Origin of the sequence: Actinoallomurus vinaceus (genome assembly GCF_039542055.1) — a bacterium.
Taxonomy (GTDB): Bacteria; Actinomycetota; Actinomycetes; order Streptosporangiales; family Streptosporangiaceae; genus Actinoallomurus; species Actinoallomurus vinaceus.
The window spans coordinates 1-14,804 of record NZ_BAABHK010000036.1 but is presented as its reverse complement, the minus strand read 5'-3'; the positions used below and the strand labels follow the sequence as shown (position 1 = coordinate 14,804).

At 67.1% G+C, this 14,804-nt stretch carries 21 protein-coding genes and 1 tRNA gene; 17 read left to right on the top strand and 5 right to left on the bottom strand.

The genetic code is table 11. The features are described from left to right. Positions 1-202, top strand: a 202-nt coding sequence (locus tag ABEA24_RS53055; RefSeq protein ID WP_345444640.1) for an integrase core domain-containing protein, incomplete at its 5' end; no start/stop codon positions are given. Here the strand turns inward: ABEA24_RS53055 and ABEA24_RS53050 are convergent. Further along, positions 110-460 carry a helix-turn-helix domain-containing protein gene (locus tag ABEA24_RS53050; protein ID WP_345444637.1) on the bottom strand — a complete coding sequence of 117 codons (351 nt, stop codon included), beginning with the start codon at positions 458-460 and terminating at the stop codon, positions 110-112. The two genes, ABEA24_RS53055 and ABEA24_RS53050, sit on opposite strands and share 93 nt — an antisense overlap. Positions 461-685: 225 nt before the next feature. Between ABEA24_RS53050 and ABEA24_RS53045 the strand changes: the two genes are divergently transcribed. The 6 genes from ABEA24_RS53045 (at position 686) to ABEA24_RS53020 (ending at position 3,761) form a co-directional block, all read left to right on the top strand. Continuing rightward, entirely contained in the window at positions 686-826 is a 141-nt protein-coding gene (locus ABEA24_RS53045; protein ID WP_345444634.1) for a hypothetical protein, read from the top strand. A 47-nt stretch (positions 827-873) separates the two neighbouring features. Continuing rightward, a complete protein-coding gene (locus ABEA24_RS53040; RefSeq protein WP_345444631.1) occupies positions 874-1,254 on the top strand; it encodes a hypothetical protein in 381 nt (126 codons plus the stop codon). Then, complete coding sequence (locus tag ABEA24_RS53035) at positions 1,244-1,546, top strand: hypothetical protein (RefSeq protein ID WP_345444628.1); 303 nt, start codon at positions 1,244-1,246, stop codon at positions 1,544-1,546. The genes ABEA24_RS53040 and ABEA24_RS53035 overlap by 11 nt, the downstream gene beginning before the upstream one ends. A 39-nt stretch (positions 1,547-1,585) precedes the next feature. Beyond that, on the top strand, positions 1,586-2,701 hold the full coding sequence (locus ABEA24_RS53030) for a radical SAM protein (RefSeq protein ID WP_345444625.1): 1,116 nt from the start codon (positions 1,586-1,588) through the stop codon (positions 2,699-2,701). Beyond that, positions 2,698-2,826: a hypothetical protein gene (locus tag ABEA24_RS53025; protein WP_345444622.1), complete on the top strand. Its 129-nt coding sequence runs from the start codon at positions 2,698-2,700 to the stop codon at positions 2,824-2,826. The genes ABEA24_RS53030 and ABEA24_RS53025 overlap by 4 nt, the downstream gene beginning before the upstream one ends. A gap of 74 nt (positions 2,827-2,900) precedes the next feature. Continuing rightward, entirely contained in the window at positions 2,901-3,761 is an 861-nt protein-coding gene (locus tag ABEA24_RS53020) for a GNAT family N-acetyltransferase (protein ID WP_345444619.1), read from the top strand. Between the two features lie 8 nt (positions 3,762-3,769). Here ABEA24_RS53020 and ABEA24_RS53015 read toward each other — a convergent pair whose 3' ends face one another. After that, positions 3,770-4,153, bottom strand: coding sequence for a GntR family transcriptional regulator (locus ABEA24_RS53015; RefSeq protein WP_345444616.1), 384 nt, complete (start codon positions 4,151-4,153; stop codon positions 3,770-3,772). 144 nt (positions 4,154-4,297) lie between these two features. Here ABEA24_RS53015 and ABEA24_RS53010 point away from each other — a divergent pair, with 144 nt between their 5' ends. From ABEA24_RS53010 to ABEA24_RS52970, 9 genes are all read left to right on the top strand, one after another. Continuing rightward, on the top strand, positions 4,298-4,639 hold the full coding sequence (locus ABEA24_RS53010; protein ID WP_345444615.1) for an SCO3933 family regulatory protein: 342 nt from the start codon (positions 4,298-4,300) through the stop codon (positions 4,637-4,639). Between the two features lie 11 nt (positions 4,640-4,650). Continuing rightward, entirely contained in the window at positions 4,651-6,009 is a 1,359-nt protein-coding gene (locus ABEA24_RS53005) for an FtsK/SpoIIIE domain-containing protein (RefSeq protein WP_345444612.1), read from the top strand. A gap of 30 nt (positions 6,010-6,039) precedes the next feature. Further along, positions 6,040-6,324: a hypothetical protein gene (locus ABEA24_RS53000; protein WP_345444609.1), complete on the top strand. Its 285-nt coding sequence runs from the start codon at positions 6,040-6,042 to the stop codon at positions 6,322-6,324. Continuing rightward, the gene (locus ABEA24_RS52995) at positions 6,324-7,016 is read left to right on the top strand and encodes a DUF2637 domain-containing protein (RefSeq protein ID WP_345444606.1); all 693 of its coding nucleotides are present in this window, start codon (positions 6,324-6,326) and stop codon (positions 7,014-7,016) included. Before ABEA24_RS53000 ends, ABEA24_RS52995 begins: the two co-directional genes overlap by 1 nt. A gap of 11 nt (positions 7,017-7,027) precedes the next feature. Next, a complete protein-coding gene (locus ABEA24_RS52990) occupies positions 7,028-7,393 on the top strand; it encodes a hypothetical protein (RefSeq protein ID WP_345444604.1) in 366 nt (121 codons plus the stop codon). After that, the gene (locus ABEA24_RS52985; protein ID WP_345444602.1) at positions 7,393-7,521 is read left to right on the top strand and encodes a hypothetical protein; all 129 of its coding nucleotides are present in this window, start codon (positions 7,393-7,395) and stop codon (positions 7,519-7,521) included. The genes ABEA24_RS52990 and ABEA24_RS52985 overlap by 1 nt, the downstream gene beginning before the upstream one ends. 98 nt (positions 7,522-7,619) lie before the next feature. Beyond that, the gene (locus tag ABEA24_RS52980) at positions 7,620-9,038 is read left to right on the top strand and encodes a replication initiator (RefSeq protein WP_345444600.1); all 1,419 of its coding nucleotides are present in this window, start codon (positions 7,620-7,622) and stop codon (positions 9,036-9,038) included. Further along, complete coding sequence (locus ABEA24_RS52975) at positions 9,035-9,226, top strand: helix-turn-helix transcriptional regulator (RefSeq protein ID WP_345444597.1); 192 nt, start codon at positions 9,035-9,037, stop codon at positions 9,224-9,226. Before ABEA24_RS52980 ends, ABEA24_RS52975 begins: the two co-directional genes overlap by 4 nt. Beyond that, the gene (locus tag ABEA24_RS52970; protein ID WP_345444594.1) at positions 9,223-10,632 is read left to right on the top strand and encodes a tyrosine-type recombinase/integrase; all 1,410 of its coding nucleotides are present in this window, start codon (positions 9,223-9,225) and stop codon (positions 10,630-10,632) included. The genes ABEA24_RS52975 and ABEA24_RS52970 overlap by 4 nt, the downstream gene beginning before the upstream one ends. Before the next feature lie 208 nt (positions 10,633-10,840). Here the strand turns inward: ABEA24_RS52970 and ABEA24_RS52965 are convergent. Both ABEA24_RS52965 and ABEA24_RS52960 read right to left on the bottom strand, forming a co-directional pair. Then, positions 10,841-10,913: transfer RNA gene (locus ABEA24_RS52965), tRNA-Arg, on the bottom strand. 166 nt (positions 10,914-11,079) lie between these two features. Further along, a complete protein-coding gene (locus ABEA24_RS52960) occupies positions 11,080-11,967 on the bottom strand; it encodes a tyrosine-type recombinase/integrase (protein ID WP_345444591.1) in 888 nt (295 codons plus the stop codon). Between the two features lie 812 nt (positions 11,968-12,779). Here ABEA24_RS52960 and ABEA24_RS52955 point away from each other — a divergent pair. Further along, a complete protein-coding gene (locus ABEA24_RS52955) occupies positions 12,780-13,118 on the top strand; it encodes a hypothetical protein (RefSeq protein WP_345444588.1) in 339 nt (112 codons plus the stop codon). 176 nt (positions 13,119-13,294) lie between these two features. Here the strand turns inward: ABEA24_RS52955 and ABEA24_RS52950 are convergent, their stop codons facing one another. Beyond that, the gene (locus ABEA24_RS52950; protein ID WP_425551344.1) at positions 13,295-14,506 is read right to left on the bottom strand and encodes an IS110 family RNA-guided transposase; all 1,212 of its coding nucleotides are present in this window, start codon (positions 14,504-14,506) and stop codon (positions 13,295-13,297) included. Positions 14,507-14,804: the final 298 nt, after the last annotated feature.

Here is a 14,804-nt window from a genome sequence, read left to right as displayed (position 1 = left end):
TCAGACCAACGGCAAAGTCGAACGCTTCAACCGCACCCTGCTCGAAGAATGGGCCTACGCCCGCCCCTACCGAACCGAAACCGAACGACGCCAGGCCTTCCCCGACTGGCTACATGCCTACAATCACCACCGCGGACACACCGCGCTGAAAGGCCAGCCACCCGCCAGCCGCGTCCCCAACCTCACGAGACAGAACACCTAGGCTCATCCGGGCTTCATCGGTCATGTCCAGGCCGTCAGCGATGGCCTCGAACCGGTCGAGCTTCTCGACCTGTGCCACACCGCTCATGTAGCGGCTTACCTTGCCCTGGGTGGTGTCACATGCGGCGGCGATTTGGGTCTGAGACGCCCCGGTGTACTGCTGGACAAGCCGAAACACGCGGCCGATGTCACGATTGCGCAGCGCATCGAGCGTTTCAGGGCGCTGCCACAACGACGCCGGGACTGTGATCGGGTTCATCGCCCGTCCTGGCATCCATACCCCCGGTTGGCTTCAGCGTTGCCTTGGCATGACCGCAGTTAGCGCACGTCCGAGCGTATATCCCGCCCCGGTATCCCGTCTCGGTATAGCCCCGAGGAATGGGTTCTGACCCCTTCCGTCAGCCACGGTTGACCCATGGACAGCTCGGGACGGGTCGCATCGATTGACCAGGCGCGGAAGGCCGCGAACAGGAGGACTGCGGGCTTGACGAACGCCGAACGTCGGCTACTGCTCGAAGACATCGCGCGGATCTCCGCCGAACTGTGCGACTTGCAGGTCTGGGCCGCCGAGATCGCCCGGCGGGTGACCGCATCGCCGAGTATGCGGGCCGAACGGTCCGCCTGAACCAGCCGGGCACGTCGACCTGGGCGACGTGATGAGCTGCGGGACCGGTGGCGTCGATCCACACCTTCAACGCCTCCGCCACCGGTCCCGCGTCCAACCAGAAGGGTGCTTCGGTGGACAGCGCGGAACAGCACAAGCGGGAGATACGTCTCCTGGCCGGTCTGGTGCGAGAACTGGTCGGCTTCGGGTTTCAGGTCGGGATGAGCGACGCGGGGCCGGCCGCGTTCATCCGCTCAGCCACGGGGCGGCTTGACGTCGTCATCTCGGTGACCGGTGACTACTTCGACTGGAACTCGGGGGGCGACAGTCACCTGGTGACAGATCCGGCCGGGGCGGCTGCTGCCATCGCCGCACATGTCTGGACCCGCGCCGGTGCGCTAGCGGTTCGTACCGCCCTGACGACGGAGGTGCGACGGCATGATGCGTGACCTAGACGCCGTGGCGGCCAATCTCATGGCAGGACACCCTGGATGGGTCGTGCTGCCCGACCAGCAATACCTGATGCTGGTGGCACTTCCAGGGCACCTGCGTGACGCCTTCTGGATCTACGACACCGATCCGGATCGGCTGGCCGTTCGCATGGCCAAAGTCGAGAACTACCTCCGCCAGGAGGGCACGAACGCTCCGGCCCGGTCCATGACGCGTCCTCCCCAACACCGCAACCAAGGGTGCGGCTCACCTGGTGACCGCTCCGAGCCCGCCCGGCCGGCGGCCCGCTGAAAGCAAATGGTCCGTTGATCGACTCCAAGAGGGGGCGTCATGCACGAACTGATCGTCAGTCCTTTCCTCGGCAACCACGTCATACTCCGTCCAGGTCAGCCGAACGGAATCAAGATCTCTCAAGCAAGATATGAGGAGATCGCGACGGCGGATGGCTCTGTACCGGCCTGGTTCGCCGAGTCGGCTCGTAACGCCTGGGGCATCGACATCTCTGGCCGCCCGCTTCGGGAGACCACTCTCGTCCGCTCGGACGGCGGATACGGATATGGCCGAGCGTCGTACGAACTGAACCTCGGCTGCAATTACGACTGCGAACACTGCTATCTCGGCCTGAAGAAATTCGAGGGTCTGGAATGGCCGGACCGTGAGCGGTTGCTTTATATCCTGCGTGACGCGGGTGTCCTCTGGCTCCAGCTCACCGGCGGCGAACCGATGATCGACCGGCTGTTCCGCGAGGTCTACCAGCGTGCCTATGAGCTGGGCATGATGTTAACGCTCTTGTCCAACGGGTCCCGGCTGTTCAATCCCAAGGTCCTCGACCTGCTCACCGCATGCCGCCCGCACCGCATCACGCTCAGCGTGTACGGCGCGACGGAGGAGAGCTACGACGGGCTGACCCGACGCAAGGGTGCGTACCGCCTGTTCATGAAGGGACTGCACGCCGGGCACGAGGCGGGTCTCCCCCTCGCGCTCAGCATGATCGTCACCAAGCACAACGCCCACGAGGTCGACCAGATGCGTGCCCTCGCCGATCGCCTGGGCATCCCGATGGACGAGTACGTCAACATGGTGCCGACGATCTACGGCGGCGCCGAGACGCTGCCGTCACAGTCCAAGGAACACCTGCGCAAACGCCAGGTATTCAAGGGCTGCAACGCCGGCCACACCTTCTTCCACGTCGACCCGTTCGGCAAGGCGAGTATCTGCAAGGTGGGTCGCGAGCCGAACGTCCCCCTCATAGAGGAAGGCGTCGAAGGTCTGGCGCGGCTGGGCTCGATCGCTGATCGGCTGCTTCTGCGTCAAGGCGGCTGCTCGGGCTGCCAGCTCCAGGGCACCTGCGGTACCTGCATGCCGCTCGTCCAGCTCTACCGCAAGGCCAAGGCACCGCTGGCGGCCTACTGCCAGCACCGAGAGCCCAGAGAGGAGGAAAAATGACCGTGGATCTGCTCCAGCCGGCGCCGCCCGTGTCGGGCGATGAGATCACGTTCGTCGACGACGTCGACGCACTGTCGGACGGCAACGTGTGCTCATGCAGCGCGGGTGACGACAACCCGTTCTGATCGAAAGAGCGAAGCAGGCTCCGGCTTTTACAGTCGGAGCCTGTTTCATGTGTGGCGTTCGTTACACTAATTGCGTGAGATTCCGGTGGGACTGGCTCAGCTCGGCGATTTCCGTTCCGTACGTTCCTACGCTCGGACCGGTAAGACCGCAGGCTCTCTCCGCAGAACTTTTCGACGCGGTGATGTTGGTCGCGCATACAGGCCGTTTCCTGCCCTACGACAAAGATCGGCGCTGGTCCTCAACAAAAGACGAACGGGTGATCACGCAAGAGATCATCCACCGTCCCGAACTCACGGTGATTCCGACACTGTCGACCCGTGGACGCGGCTTGCTCAAGATCCACTATTACGGGCGCGGCAAGCCTGATATTGGTCATGCGGCTGAGTGGTCCCTGACCTGGATGACCACCTATGGCGCGGTGGCTGGCCGTCTCATCTGGTTCGACGACGTGGGCGAGGGCGCACGTACGCGCTTGATGCTCAAGACCTTCGAAGATCAGGAATCGGGTGTCTCCGGGGCGGTGATGAGCCTGAATGACTGCCCGTACGCCTCCACGTTCCCGGCGTTCACCGAAGAGATCGGCCCTGAGGGCTTCGCCTTCCTCTACCAACGGATGCAAGCCGGAATCGACGACGGTCCTGTCTTGGTGACGGTGCAGGATGACCGCATAGTAGGTGCCATCGGTCCACTGGCGACAATGACCGACTCGACCGGTGCCACCATCCAGCCACCCCAGTACTTCGCCGTCCATCCGGACTACCGGGGCCGTGGCCATGGACGAAACCTATGGCGCGCCTCGATGGCCTGGGGCCGAGCGAACGGTGCCGGCCATAAGGTTCTTCAAGCCTCCGTCGGCACGCCCGCCGAACGGCTCTACCTGTCAGAAAGACTCGTGACGCTCGGCTTCTTGCACACCGTTGACGTCGGCTGCTGAGCCCGTGATCAGAGGTCCTTGGTGCGCTCGTCGAGTGCTTCGATCTTCGCGCGCAGGTGTCCGATGGCGCTGCGCATCTCTTGAAGCTGGCCGAAGATGATCTGAAACTCTTCGCTGCGCTCCTCGTGGTCGGCTTCCGCCTCGGCCGGCGCGTCCGGCTTCGCCACGACGGTGGTCCGACTCCCCTGCCTGGTCTGGATGAGTCCTTCGTCCCGCAGCACCGTGAGCGCGTTGCTGACGGTCATCTTCGCGACGCCGTACCTCTCGGCGATCTCTCCGGCGGGAGGTAGCGCCTCTCCGACCGGATATCGGCCGGACGCGATGCCCGCGCGCAAGTCGTCAGCGATGCGTACGTATGGCTTGCGGCGATCAACGGAACGGGGATTTCCCATGTCAGAGAGTGTACAGCTCTCCCCTAGGCCCCTAGGTGCATAGGAATATTCCGGCCAACGACTTGACTTGTACGCCTACCTAGGTACATTTGAGTCAAGGCAGCTACCTAGGCAGCTAGGTAGACAGTTCTCTCTGGGAGAGTCATGCAGAACATCGGTATCCCGGTCGACACCCGCGCCCTGACCTTCGTGTGTGTCGCCCCGCCTGCGCCGAAGCTGGTCAACCGTGAGACCGGTGAGGTCAAGGTCGACAGCCAGGGTCGGACGGTCTTTCAGGTCGGTCTGTCGGTCGCGAACGAAGCGGGCCGGATCGACCTGGTGACGGTCAACGTCCCCGGTGATCCTGAGGTCCAGGTGGGCCAGATCGTCACTGTCTCTGACCTGATAGCCCGCCCGTGGGAGCAGGTCATGAACGGCCAGCAGCGGCACGGGGTCTCCTTCGCCGCGTCGGCCGTCGTGCCCGCGTCCGTCGTCCGGGCTGCCTGAGCGGGGCCGTGATGATCGACAAGGCAACGCTGTTCGAGGTGGTTGCGGGTCTTGTCGCCGTGGTCGCCGGGGGCCTGGCGTGGCGGCGGATTCATCCGCTGTCGTTCTGGCTGTGCGTCGGGTTCCCGGCCCGCGCGGTCTGGCTCTACGCCACCTGGCAGCACGTCGCCTCGGCCTGCAAGCTGACCCACAAGCGGCGACGCTGGCGCATCACCCTGGATTCCGTCCCCGTCCTGGGGGCCGCCTCACGTGAGGCGACGGCGATCGTGGAGCGCCGTCACCTGCGGCGGGTGGAGATCGAAAAGGCTCCCCGCCTAGGCCTGATCCGCCCCTCCCTGCTGGGCTGGCGACTCCGGATCACGCTGAACGACGGGCAGATCCCCGACGACTTCGCCCGTGTCGCCGAACGGCTGGCGCATGCCTGGCGTGCTCACGCGGTGCGGGTGCTGGAGTCCAAGCCGGGCAAGGTCGTGCTGATCGCCACCCGCAAAGACCCCCTCATCACAGTCCCACCACTGCCCCCTGAGCCAGGCGACCTGCTACGGGTGCGGCCCGGGGTGCTGGAGAACGGGCGGCCGTGGGTGATCGACTTCAAGACCATGCCGCACTGGCTGTTCGCCGGCGCGACCCAATCGGGCAAGTCCACGCTGCTGAACGCGATCATCGCCGGCCGTGCTCCGCAACCGGTCGCGCTGGTCGGGTTCGACCTCAAGGGCGGGGTCGAGCTGACTCCATACGCGGCCCGCATGTCCGCACTGGCGACCACGCGGGCGGGGTGTGTGCGGCTGCTGGATGGGCTGGTGTCGGAGCTGACGCACCGGATGGCCGACTGCCGCGAGGCGGGCGTCCGCAACGTCTGGCGACTCCCCGAAGAGCTGCGGCCGATGCCGATCGTGGTCGTGGTCGACGAGGTGGCCGAGTTGTTCCTGATCGCTGACAAGGCTGAGAAAGACGAGGTCGCCAAGACCTCGGTCGCGCTGCTGCGCATCGCCCAACTGGGGCGGGCGTTCGGGGTCTACCTGATCGTCTGCGGCCAGCGCATCGGCTCAGACCTCGGACCCGGCGTCACCGCGCTGCGCTCGCAGCTGTCCGGCCGTGTCTGCCATCGGGTCAACGACCCGGAGACGGCGACGATGACGCTCGGCGACATGGACCCGGCCGCCTTGGAGGCCGCCCGCGCCATCCCGGCCGAGACCCCCGGCGTGGCGATCGTGGCCGGCAGCGATGGGTCCTGGAATCGGGCTCGCTCGGCGCTGACCACGGAGGCCGACGCGGAAGCCGCCGCCCACGCACACCGCCACCTCGCCACCCCCTGGACAGACCTCGTCCGGACCGGCCCGCGCGCCGTCCAGGACGACCAAGCCGCTTAACCCCTTCTCTCGTCCCTCGGAGGCTCCCCCATGAGCAACGTCATTCCCCTGCGCCGTCCCGCCGTCCGCTCCTCGTCCGCTCGTCCCCGCCGTCGGGACGGCCGTCCGTCCTCGTCCCGCCGTCCCGTCATCGACCCCGTCCGGCTCACCTTCGATGACACGCGAGGCGTGCATGTCGCGGTGTGTGCCCAGTGCGCTGAGACGGAGTCGGCCTACCCGGACGCGCTGGGCTGGCTCCTCGACTGGGCCGACACCCACCACTGTGACTCTGAGTTGGCCGCGCTGCTGGGCGCGTGCGAGTTGGGAGCGGCGTGATGCCCCGCCTCGGCGGACTGGCGGCCGACTCCGGGCCAGTCGTCGTCCTGGCAGGGATCGCTGCCGCTGGGTCGTTCACCCACATCCGCGACACCGCCCGCCAGCACGGACAACACGGCTGGATGGCCTGGGCGATTGCCGTCTGCATCGACCTGACCTGTGTCATGGCGGCGCGCGAACGTCAGCGGGACCGCCGCACTGGACGCCGTACCAGGCCGGTCTCCTGGCCGTCGCTCGTGCTGGCCGGCGGGGTGGTGCTGTCCCTGGCCGCCAACCTCGCCCAAGCCGAACCCACCCCGTGGGGCTGGCTCACAGCAGCGACCCCGGCGGGCGCGTTCCTGGTCGCCGTCTCCATGCTCGAACGACGCTCCACCGGTCGACGCCCAGCCGAGGAGCCGCCGTCATCGTCCGCGACGGTCACTGCCGAGTCGTCCCCGCTCCCGCCCTCGTTCGGACGGCCATCCTCGGACCTCGTCCTCGTCCGGGACGACGCACCGACCCAGGACGAGCGCCCGGACGAGGCTCCTTCGGCGGTCGGTCCGGCGGCCGAACTGCTGACCTTCGCCCGCCGGGTCGCCACTGAACACGAAGAACGCCACGGACGCCCGATCACCCGTGACGCGCTGCGCGCGCGGCTGGGTGTGTCCAACCAGCTCGCCTCTGACCTGCTCCGCCAGATCCGCACCGCCTGAGGAGAACCGCCATGACCACAGAGCCGATCGTGCCCGGTGATCTGTTCGCCCGCCGCCAGACCATCGCCGGTCTCCGGGCGCTGGCCGACTTCCTAGAGGCCAACCCTGGTGTTCCGGTCAACGAGTACGGGTGGGAGGTCTCCTACCACCCGCGCGGCACCGACGAGGACCAGGCGGCCGAGGTCGACCGCATCGCCGCACTCCTGGACGCCGCTCCGGTCGACGACCGGCCCGACGACGGCCACTACACCGTGGCCAAAACGTTCGGCCGCATCACCTACAAGGTCGTTCACATCCCCGCCCGGCAGATGGACGCCTACGACGCGCTGATGAGCTACGCCCCGGCCTTCGACACCACGACCGAGGAAGCCGCCTGATGAACCTCGACGACGGCCGTCCGGCGCTGGTGCCGCCTGTGGAGCACTGGGCCTGTTGCCACTGCACCGGCGGCCTGACCTCCGACGGCCAGACCTGCGAGCACTGCGAGGGCCTCGGGTTCTGCTGAGGCTCTGCGCCCCCGGCGTGGCCACACAACCGCCAAGTTCCGCGCCACGTCGGGGGCCATCCCCAACCGCTCCATGAACGACGGGAGACCCCTTCATCTTGCCTGCTCCTGCCCTGTCCCCGCTGACGCTGCGCGACATCGCCCGCCGCGCCACCTCACCCGACTACCACCGCTGGACCGCCCAGATCCGCCGGACCGGCGGCTGCGCCCAACCCATCCACCTACGTGGCCGCGTCGACTACCACGACCCGCTCACCGGCGCCCTTCTCCACCGCTACTCCACCGTCCATGAACCGGACGGCGTACTGCGCGTGGCGTGCAAAACCCGCCGCGCGTCCCGCTGCCCCTCCTGTGCGGAGGTCTACCGGACCGACACCTACCAACTCGTCCGCGCGGGCCTGGTCGGCGGCAAAGGCGTCCCCGACACCGTCACCGATCATCCCGCCGCGTTCGTCACCCTGACCGCACCCGGCTTCGGCCCGGTCCACGCCCGACACGAAAAGGCCGGCAAGCTTCGGCCGTGCCACCCCCGCCGCGACCTGGGGGACTGCCCCCACGGACGCCCCCAATCCTGCACGCAGCGGCACGGGGCCGACGATCCGCGGCTAGGTGAACCGCTCTGCCCAGACTGCTACGACTACACCGGCTCCGTCCTGTTCAACGCCCTCGCCCCCGAACTATGGCGACGCTTCACCCTCGCCCTACGGCGGCGACTCGCCAAGTCTGTGGGCCTGACCGTGGCCGAACTGCGGGCCGTGCTGGCCGTCTCCTTCGCCAAGGTCGCCGAATACCAACGCCGGGGCATCGTCCACTTCCACGCCGTCATCCGCCTCGACGGACCCGACGGCCCGACCACGCCCCCGCCGGCCTGGGCGACCGGTGAACTCCTCGACGACGCCGTCCACCACGCCGCTCGCGCGGTCACGGTGACCACCCCAGAGACCGAGGACCTTCCCGCCCGCGTGCTGGCATGGGGGTCTCAGGTCGACGTCCGGCCGATCACCACGACCGGCGAACTGACCGACCAAGCCGTAGCCGGCTACATCGCCAAATACGCCACCAAGGCGGCTGAGTGCGTCGGCACCCTGGACCGGCGCATCCGCCCGACTGATGACCTCGACCGGCTTGATGTTCGCGATCACGCACGCCGATTGATCGCTGAGTGTCGGCGGCTGGGCGCGCTGGAAGAGATGGCCGACCTTCGGCTTGCGGACTGGGCGCACATGCTCGGCTTCCGAGGTCACTTCTCGACCAAGTCCCGCCGGTATTCCACCACCCTCGGCGCGCTCCGAACTGCGCGCATGGCCTTCAACCAGCGCGAACACGACATCACCACCGGCCGACTGCCCCTCTTCGACGAGGACCAGGTGCTCGTCATCGCGCACTGGGACTACGTCGGCCAAGGCCACACACCCGGCGAAGCGTTCCTGACCGCCGCACTCAGCGGCAAGCCACTACCCCCATTCGACTCCACCGGAGCGGGCGCAAGCCCGCCGGAACTCATGGAGGCCATGTGAACAGACGAGATGAGCTGATGACCGTTCCCGAAGTCCTCGCCGAACTCGGCGGGGTCTCCCGCCGGACGTTCTACCGATGGCGCGAACTAGGCAACGCTCCTACAGGCCTCAAGCTGCCCAACGGCGAGATCCGCATCTGGCGCAGCGAGCTCGCCGCCTGGCTGGAGACCCTGCAGGAGGCAGCGTGAAGTCGACCGATGTGAAGTTCTGGGACGTCCGCCGGAACAAGTCCAGCAAGACCGCCTCGTATGAGATCCGCTGGGTCGTCGCTGGCAAGCAGCGCTCTCGGACGCGCCGGACCAAGGCCCTGGCTGAGAGCTTCCTGTCCGACCTGCGACAAGCGGCAAAGGCCGGTGAAGCGTTCGACGTAGAGACGGGCCTGCCCGAGTCGATGCTTCCCAAGGAGTCGGCCGTCACCTGGTACGACCTCGTGAGGTCGTACATCAAGGCCAAGTGGTCGCCTGCGGCCGGTGAGACGCGTAAGAGCACCCTCGACGCCTTGGCGACGGTGACTCCCGCGATCGTCACGGACAAGAAGGGAGCACCGGACGCGAAGCTTCTCCGGCGGGCTCTGCTCCACCATGCGCTGAATCCTCCGCGCTGGGAACTGCCTGTACCGGACGGGGAGGCTGCGGCGCTCAAGTGGCTGCAAAGCCGATCGCTCCCTGTGGTGGCCCTGGCCGAGGCTGACGTAACGCGCTCCGCGCTGAACGCCATTGCGATCACTATGGACGGTCGCCCAGCGGCTGCCACGACCATCGCCCGGAAGCGCGCGGTTCTCTACAACGTGCTCAAGTACGCGGTCAAAGAGCGGAAGCTGCTCGACGCCAATCCGATCGACCAGGTCGACTGGAAGGCACCCGACAAGGTCGAGCAGGTTGACCGGAGCGTTGTCGCCAATCCCGTCCAGGCGCGACAGCTCCTTGCCGCAGTGACCTACGTGGGCCGATTCAACGGCCGTGGTCGTCGTCTCCGGGCGCTGTATGCCTGCATGTACTACGGCGGTCTTCGCCCCTCCGAGGCGGCCGGCCTGCGGCGTCAGGACTGCGAACTTCCGGAGCTGTGTGTCTGCGGCGGGGAATGCTCCTGCAACCTGCCCAAGGCCGTATGGGGTCGGCTGGTGCTCGCTCGGTCGCGGCCTGGTCCTGGTCGGCTCTACACCGACAGCGGCGAGACGCACGACGATAAGGGCCTGAAGCGGCGGCCGGTCGGTGAGAAGCGAGTGGTCCCGATCCCACCGGAGCTGGTGCGGATCCTCCTCGAACACCTCGACGCGTTCGGGGCGGCCGAGGATGGCCGGCTGTTCCGTACCTCGACCGGGGGAACCGTCTCCGCGTCGGCCGTATGGCGCATCTGGCAGGACGCCCGGACCATCGGCCTCTCCCCCGAGCAAGAGGTCACACCGCTCGCCGGTCGGCCGTACGACCTTCGGCACGCCTGCGCGACGCTGCTCCTCAACGCCGGTGTCCCGCCCAAGGAGGTCGCCCGGCGGCTGGGCCACAGTGTCGAGGTCCTGTGGAAGGTCTACGCGGGATGTCTCGACGGCGACGAGGAACGGATCAACCGCATGATCGAGAAGGCACTTGCGGCGTGACGCGCGCTACGGTGACAGGGCTCCGGTTCATCCCGGAGCCCTTCGCTTTTTCGGGGGCTGACCTGGGTCGACGCCCGGATTCTCATCCCGCGTATATCCCGCGACCAGCGGCCGGGGGCTGCTTCCGGTGGCATACGGCTGCACACATGCGAAACCCCGGCGACCTGTGTTCGTGCTGGTCAGCCGGGGTTTTCCTTGATCAAGAGGGTGCCCCCGGCAGGATTCGAACCTGCGGCACACGGTTTAGGAAACCGTTGCTCTATCCCCTGAGCTACGAGGGCTTGACCTGCGACGAAGCTTAGTCCGCTGGAGACGCTGACCGCTGCTGGCCCGCGTATGGCCCGCGTTCTCCGGCTGGCCCGTGCTGGCCCGCGAGACAGAGTAGCGTGCCGGAGGCTTCCGCACCCAACGGGAAAGGCCCCCGACTTGATCGTCAGGGGCTGTGACCTACGCGGCGAGCGCATCATCGATCCGTTGGTTGGCTGTTCGTTCGTCGCCGTCGATACAACTGGCGTAGATCTTGAGCAGGACGTCCACGCTGTGCCCCGCCCGCCTGGCGACCTCGGTAGCGGGCACACCGGCGTTGAGCCAAAGGGAGACTCCCGCGTGCCGAAGGTCGTACGGCCGACCGGCGAGCGGTGATTCCGCGCGAGCAGGTGGCAGGCCGAGCTTGCGTGCCTGCTCCCACACCAGCCAGTACGCCGAGGAGCCGACCGGCCCGCCGCTGGAGGTACGGAAGAGACGACCGCCCGAGCCGACGCCGTACGTCTCGATGTGCGCGCGGAGCATGGCGACCAGTTCCGGCGGGATCGGCACCATACGAGTCTCATTCCTGGCCCGCCACTTCAGGCCACGCGCCTGCCGGTACTTCCCGTCGTCGGTCCACGCCTTGCCCGCCTGCGGTTCCGACACCGACAGCATGAGCTTGCCCCATCCGTCCTCAGGCAGTTCGCAGTCCTGCTCACACAACGCCACTGCCTCTGACGGGCGAAGCGCGGCGAAGTACGGCAGCGCGAAGAACGTCACCAGGTGAGGCCCCCGCGTCCGGCCGACGTAGCTGACGGCGGTCAGCAGGTCCCGGACCTGGTCAGCAGAGGCGACCACACGGCGGTCAACCGTCTCGGCGACCTCCGGTGCCGTCCACTGCACACGGTCCACCGGGTTTGCCGAAAGAAGGCCCAACTCGACCGCGTAGCCGAGCGCGTTGTACAGCACCGACCTCTTACGGCGGGCCATGGTCGCTGCAGCTGGACCGCCGTCGATCGTCTTCGCGCACGCGTCGAGCGCCTTACGCGTGACCTTCGCACGTTCGCTCGGATCATCGAAGACGCTCATCGGAAGCGATGCACCTTCGAGCCAGCGAAGCGCCTTGACGATCTCTTCGGGCTGCTCGGTATCCCGCCGAGGCGGATCAAGGCGGCGGCGCAAGCGCCGCCGCGGGCCGCCCGCTCCGGCACGCCCTACGGGCGTGCGGCGTGGGCGCCGGTCCCTCCGGTCGTGCCGGTCGGGCGGCCCAGCGGACGAAGACCGAACCGCGGATTCTTTCCAGCATCATCGGCTCCTGGCCGTTCTCGCGGGACGGACGCAGGACCGCCGGCAGACTCGCATTCGCTCGCCCTACGGGTGGCATACGGCCATCAGACGGCAGCCCCGCTCACGTCACTCAGGAGTCGGTTGATCGAGTGTGCCTCTGGGGGTTCCACCACCCCCAGACCCCCGCGAGCCGGAGTACTCACCCGCGCAATTGATGTCTGTCACAACGTCCCACCGTACGCGCGGGAGAGCACTCCGGACCGTTGCGACGAAGTTGCGGAATATGCGCCGTCTGGAGCCTGATAGCGCGGGTCCGATTCTTACTCGGCCATGTGTGCGCCGACACGTTGCGTCAGCTCAGGTCGATGACTGGGCGGGTGGAGAAGTCCTCGTACATATCCACGCCGTCCGGGGCGTGCGGCGTGGGCGCCGGTCCCCGAACGGCCGGACCAGTCCGGCCGGGCTAGCGACAGCCCCGCCGACCACGGACCTGACGCCAGTCACCGGGACCGCGACGCCGCCAACACGCCTCAGCCACAAGCGGCGGCCCGCCAGCACGTAATGAAATCGCGTACCAGCCGAACCGATCTCGACAGCGTCCCGATCATGGAAGCATGAGCCCCGTGGGAGCCGTAGATGTGCACGAGCAACGTGACCTCGACAAGGCGATCGGGAAGCTTGTCCTTCGTGAGATGTACGAAGAGGACGCCTGGGCGGAGCTCACGATCAAGGTAGATCAGACTCAGCACTACTTCATGCTCAGGGCCGATACCCAGCCGGGGATTGATCCAGACGTCGAGTTGCATGAGGCTATCGCCCAGATGGTAGGCGCGCATCGGCGCGCTCGTTCAGACCTGACAACAGCGATCTACCGGTATGAAAAGAACCCTGACGGCGAATGGACGATGGCCGGTCGGTTCTCCTACACGCCGGATCCCTCACCAGGCGAGTGAAGCTCGGGTACGGCGCGGGCCCCTGTTCGTGCAGAGCACCGCAAGTACAGGGGGTCTCAAGCACCGGAGGAACATCCGGTGTTCCCCCGCCCCGAACATGTGAGGATGCACGGCGGCCAGAACCCGTCAAGGGCGCTACGCGTCGCTTCGCGATGGGACGATTCTCAATGGAGTTGTCAAGGGCGGACGAGGATCATGCGGCCTTGGTGGCTGGGGCGTTCGGGCTGGTAGTAGCGGCGGTCGCGGATGAGGGCCCATAGGACGTTGACGCGTCGTCGGGCGAGGGCCAGGACCGCCTGGGTGTGGTGTTTGCCTTCGGCGCGTTTGCGGTCGTAGAAGGCGCGGGACTCGGCGGCGTTGCGGATGCTGATCAGTGCGGATGTGTAGAAGACGCGGTTGAGGTCGCGGTTGTATCGGCGTGGGCGGTGGTGGTTGCCGCTGATCCGCCCCGAATCGTGGGGTGCTGGGGCCAGGCCGGCGTAGCCGGCGAGGTGGTCGGCGGAGGCGAAGGCGGTCATGTCACCACCGGTGGCGGCGAGGAACTCGGCGCCGAGCAGGATGCCGATGCCGGGCATGCTGGTGATCACCTCGGCCAGCTCGTGACGTCCGAAGCGGTCTTCGATCAGCGCTTCGGTGTGCTCGATCTGCTCGGTCAGATTCAGCACCGTGTGGGCCAGGGCGGCGACCAGGCGGGCGGCGATGTGCTCGCCGGGCAGGGTGGTGGTTTGGGAGCAGGCCGCTTGCATGACACGGTTGGCTAGCGCGGCCGCGCTTTTGCGCACCCCGTTTTTGCGGAGCCACGATGTGAGTTTCTCCGCGGTGGTCTGGCGGATCTCAGTGGGGGCCTGGAAACCGGTGAGCAGGATCAGCGGTCCCTTGTTGGCCAGGTCCAGGACGCGTTCGAGGGCCGGGCAGATGTTCAGCAGCTGGGCACGGAGCCGGTTGATGATCCGGGTGCGGTCGGCGACCAGGTCCCGGCGGTGGGCGACCAGCATCCGCAGCTCGCTGATCAGTTCCGAATTGGCCCGCAGTGGTCTCAAATCACGGCGTATCCGTGCCTGGTCGGCGATGATCGCAGCGTCGCGGGCGTCGGTCTTGCCCTCGCCGCGGTAGCCGTCGGCCGCCCGGTTGACCATGCGCCCGGACAGGTAGAAGACCTTGTGATCGCCGGTGAGCAGAAGCGTCACCAGCAGAGCGGCTCCTCCGGTCCGGACATCGATCGCCCAGGTCACTTTATCGGCCAGTGCCGAGACCTCGCTGATCAGCTCCAGCAGGACGGCCTCGTCGTTGGCGACTCGTCGCGACAGCAGCCGGCTGCCGTCCGGGTCGATCACCACCGCGTGGTGGTGGGTCTTGCCGATGTCCACACCTGCCCATACCTGCTGCAATGCCGTCTCCCTGGCTCGACCAGTGGCCTGTTCCCGCAGACGACCTTGCCGGCGCATCCCTACACAGCGACGGTTCGCAGTTCTCAATCAGCGGCCGGGTCGTCGCGGGGCACCGGGCGGCCAATCGTCCCGAGCCATCAGCGGCAGACGGCAGAAAGCCACACCCGGCACGGTCACGTCCACGCGGGTGGTGTATGAGCCAGCCTTCGCGTGATCCTGTTTCTGCAGGTTAAGCGGTGATCGCTTGGGTGGTGGGATTCTCGTCCGGTGTTTCGCCGCCCACGAGGCGCAGGCGGGC

Coding starts and splice junctions, on each gene's coding strand:
- ABEA24_RS53005 (WP_345444612.1), top strand. CDS start 4,651: ATGATCGACAAGGCAACGCTGTTCGAGGTGGTTGCGGGTCTTGTCGCC.
- ABEA24_RS52960 (WP_345444591.1), bottom strand. CDS start 11,967: ATGAGCGTCTTCGATGATCCGAGCGAACGTGCGAAGGTCACGCGTAAG.
- ABEA24_RS53030 (WP_345444625.1), top strand. CDS start 1,586: ATGCACGAACTGATCGTCAGTCCTTTCCTCGGCAACCACGTCATACTC.
- ABEA24_RS53050 (WP_345444637.1), bottom strand. CDS start 460: ATGAACCCGATCACAGTCCCGGCGTCGTTGTGGCAGCGCCCTGAAACG.
- ABEA24_RS52990 (WP_345444604.1), top strand. CDS start 7,028: ATGACCACAGAGCCGATCGTGCCCGGTGATCTGTTCGCCCGCCGCCAG.
- ABEA24_RS53035 (WP_345444628.1), top strand. CDS start 1,244: ATGATGCGTGACCTAGACGCCGTGGCGGCCAATCTCATGGCAGGACAC.
- ABEA24_RS53025 (WP_345444622.1), top strand. CDS start 2,698: ATGACCGTGGATCTGCTCCAGCCGGCGCCGCCCGTGTCGGGCGATGAG.
- ABEA24_RS52955 (WP_345444588.1), top strand. CDS start 12,780: ATGAGCCCCGTGGGAGCCGTAGATGTGCACGAGCAACGTGACCTCGAC.
- ABEA24_RS53015 (WP_345444616.1), bottom strand. CDS start 4,153: ATGGGAAATCCCCGTTCCGTTGATCGCCGCAAGCCATACGTACGCATC.
- ABEA24_RS53000 (WP_345444609.1), top strand. CDS start 6,040: ATGAGCAACGTCATTCCCCTGCGCCGTCCCGCCGTCCGCTCCTCGTCC.
- ABEA24_RS52995 (WP_345444606.1), top strand. CDS start 6,324: ATGCCCCGCCTCGGCGGACTGGCGGCCGACTCCGGGCCAGTCGTCGTC.
- ABEA24_RS52985 (WP_345444602.1), top strand. CDS start 7,393: ATGAACCTCGACGACGGCCGTCCGGCGCTGGTGCCGCCTGTGGAGCAC.
- ABEA24_RS53010 (WP_345444615.1), top strand. CDS start 4,298: ATGCAGAACATCGGTATCCCGGTCGACACCCGCGCCCTGACCTTCGTG.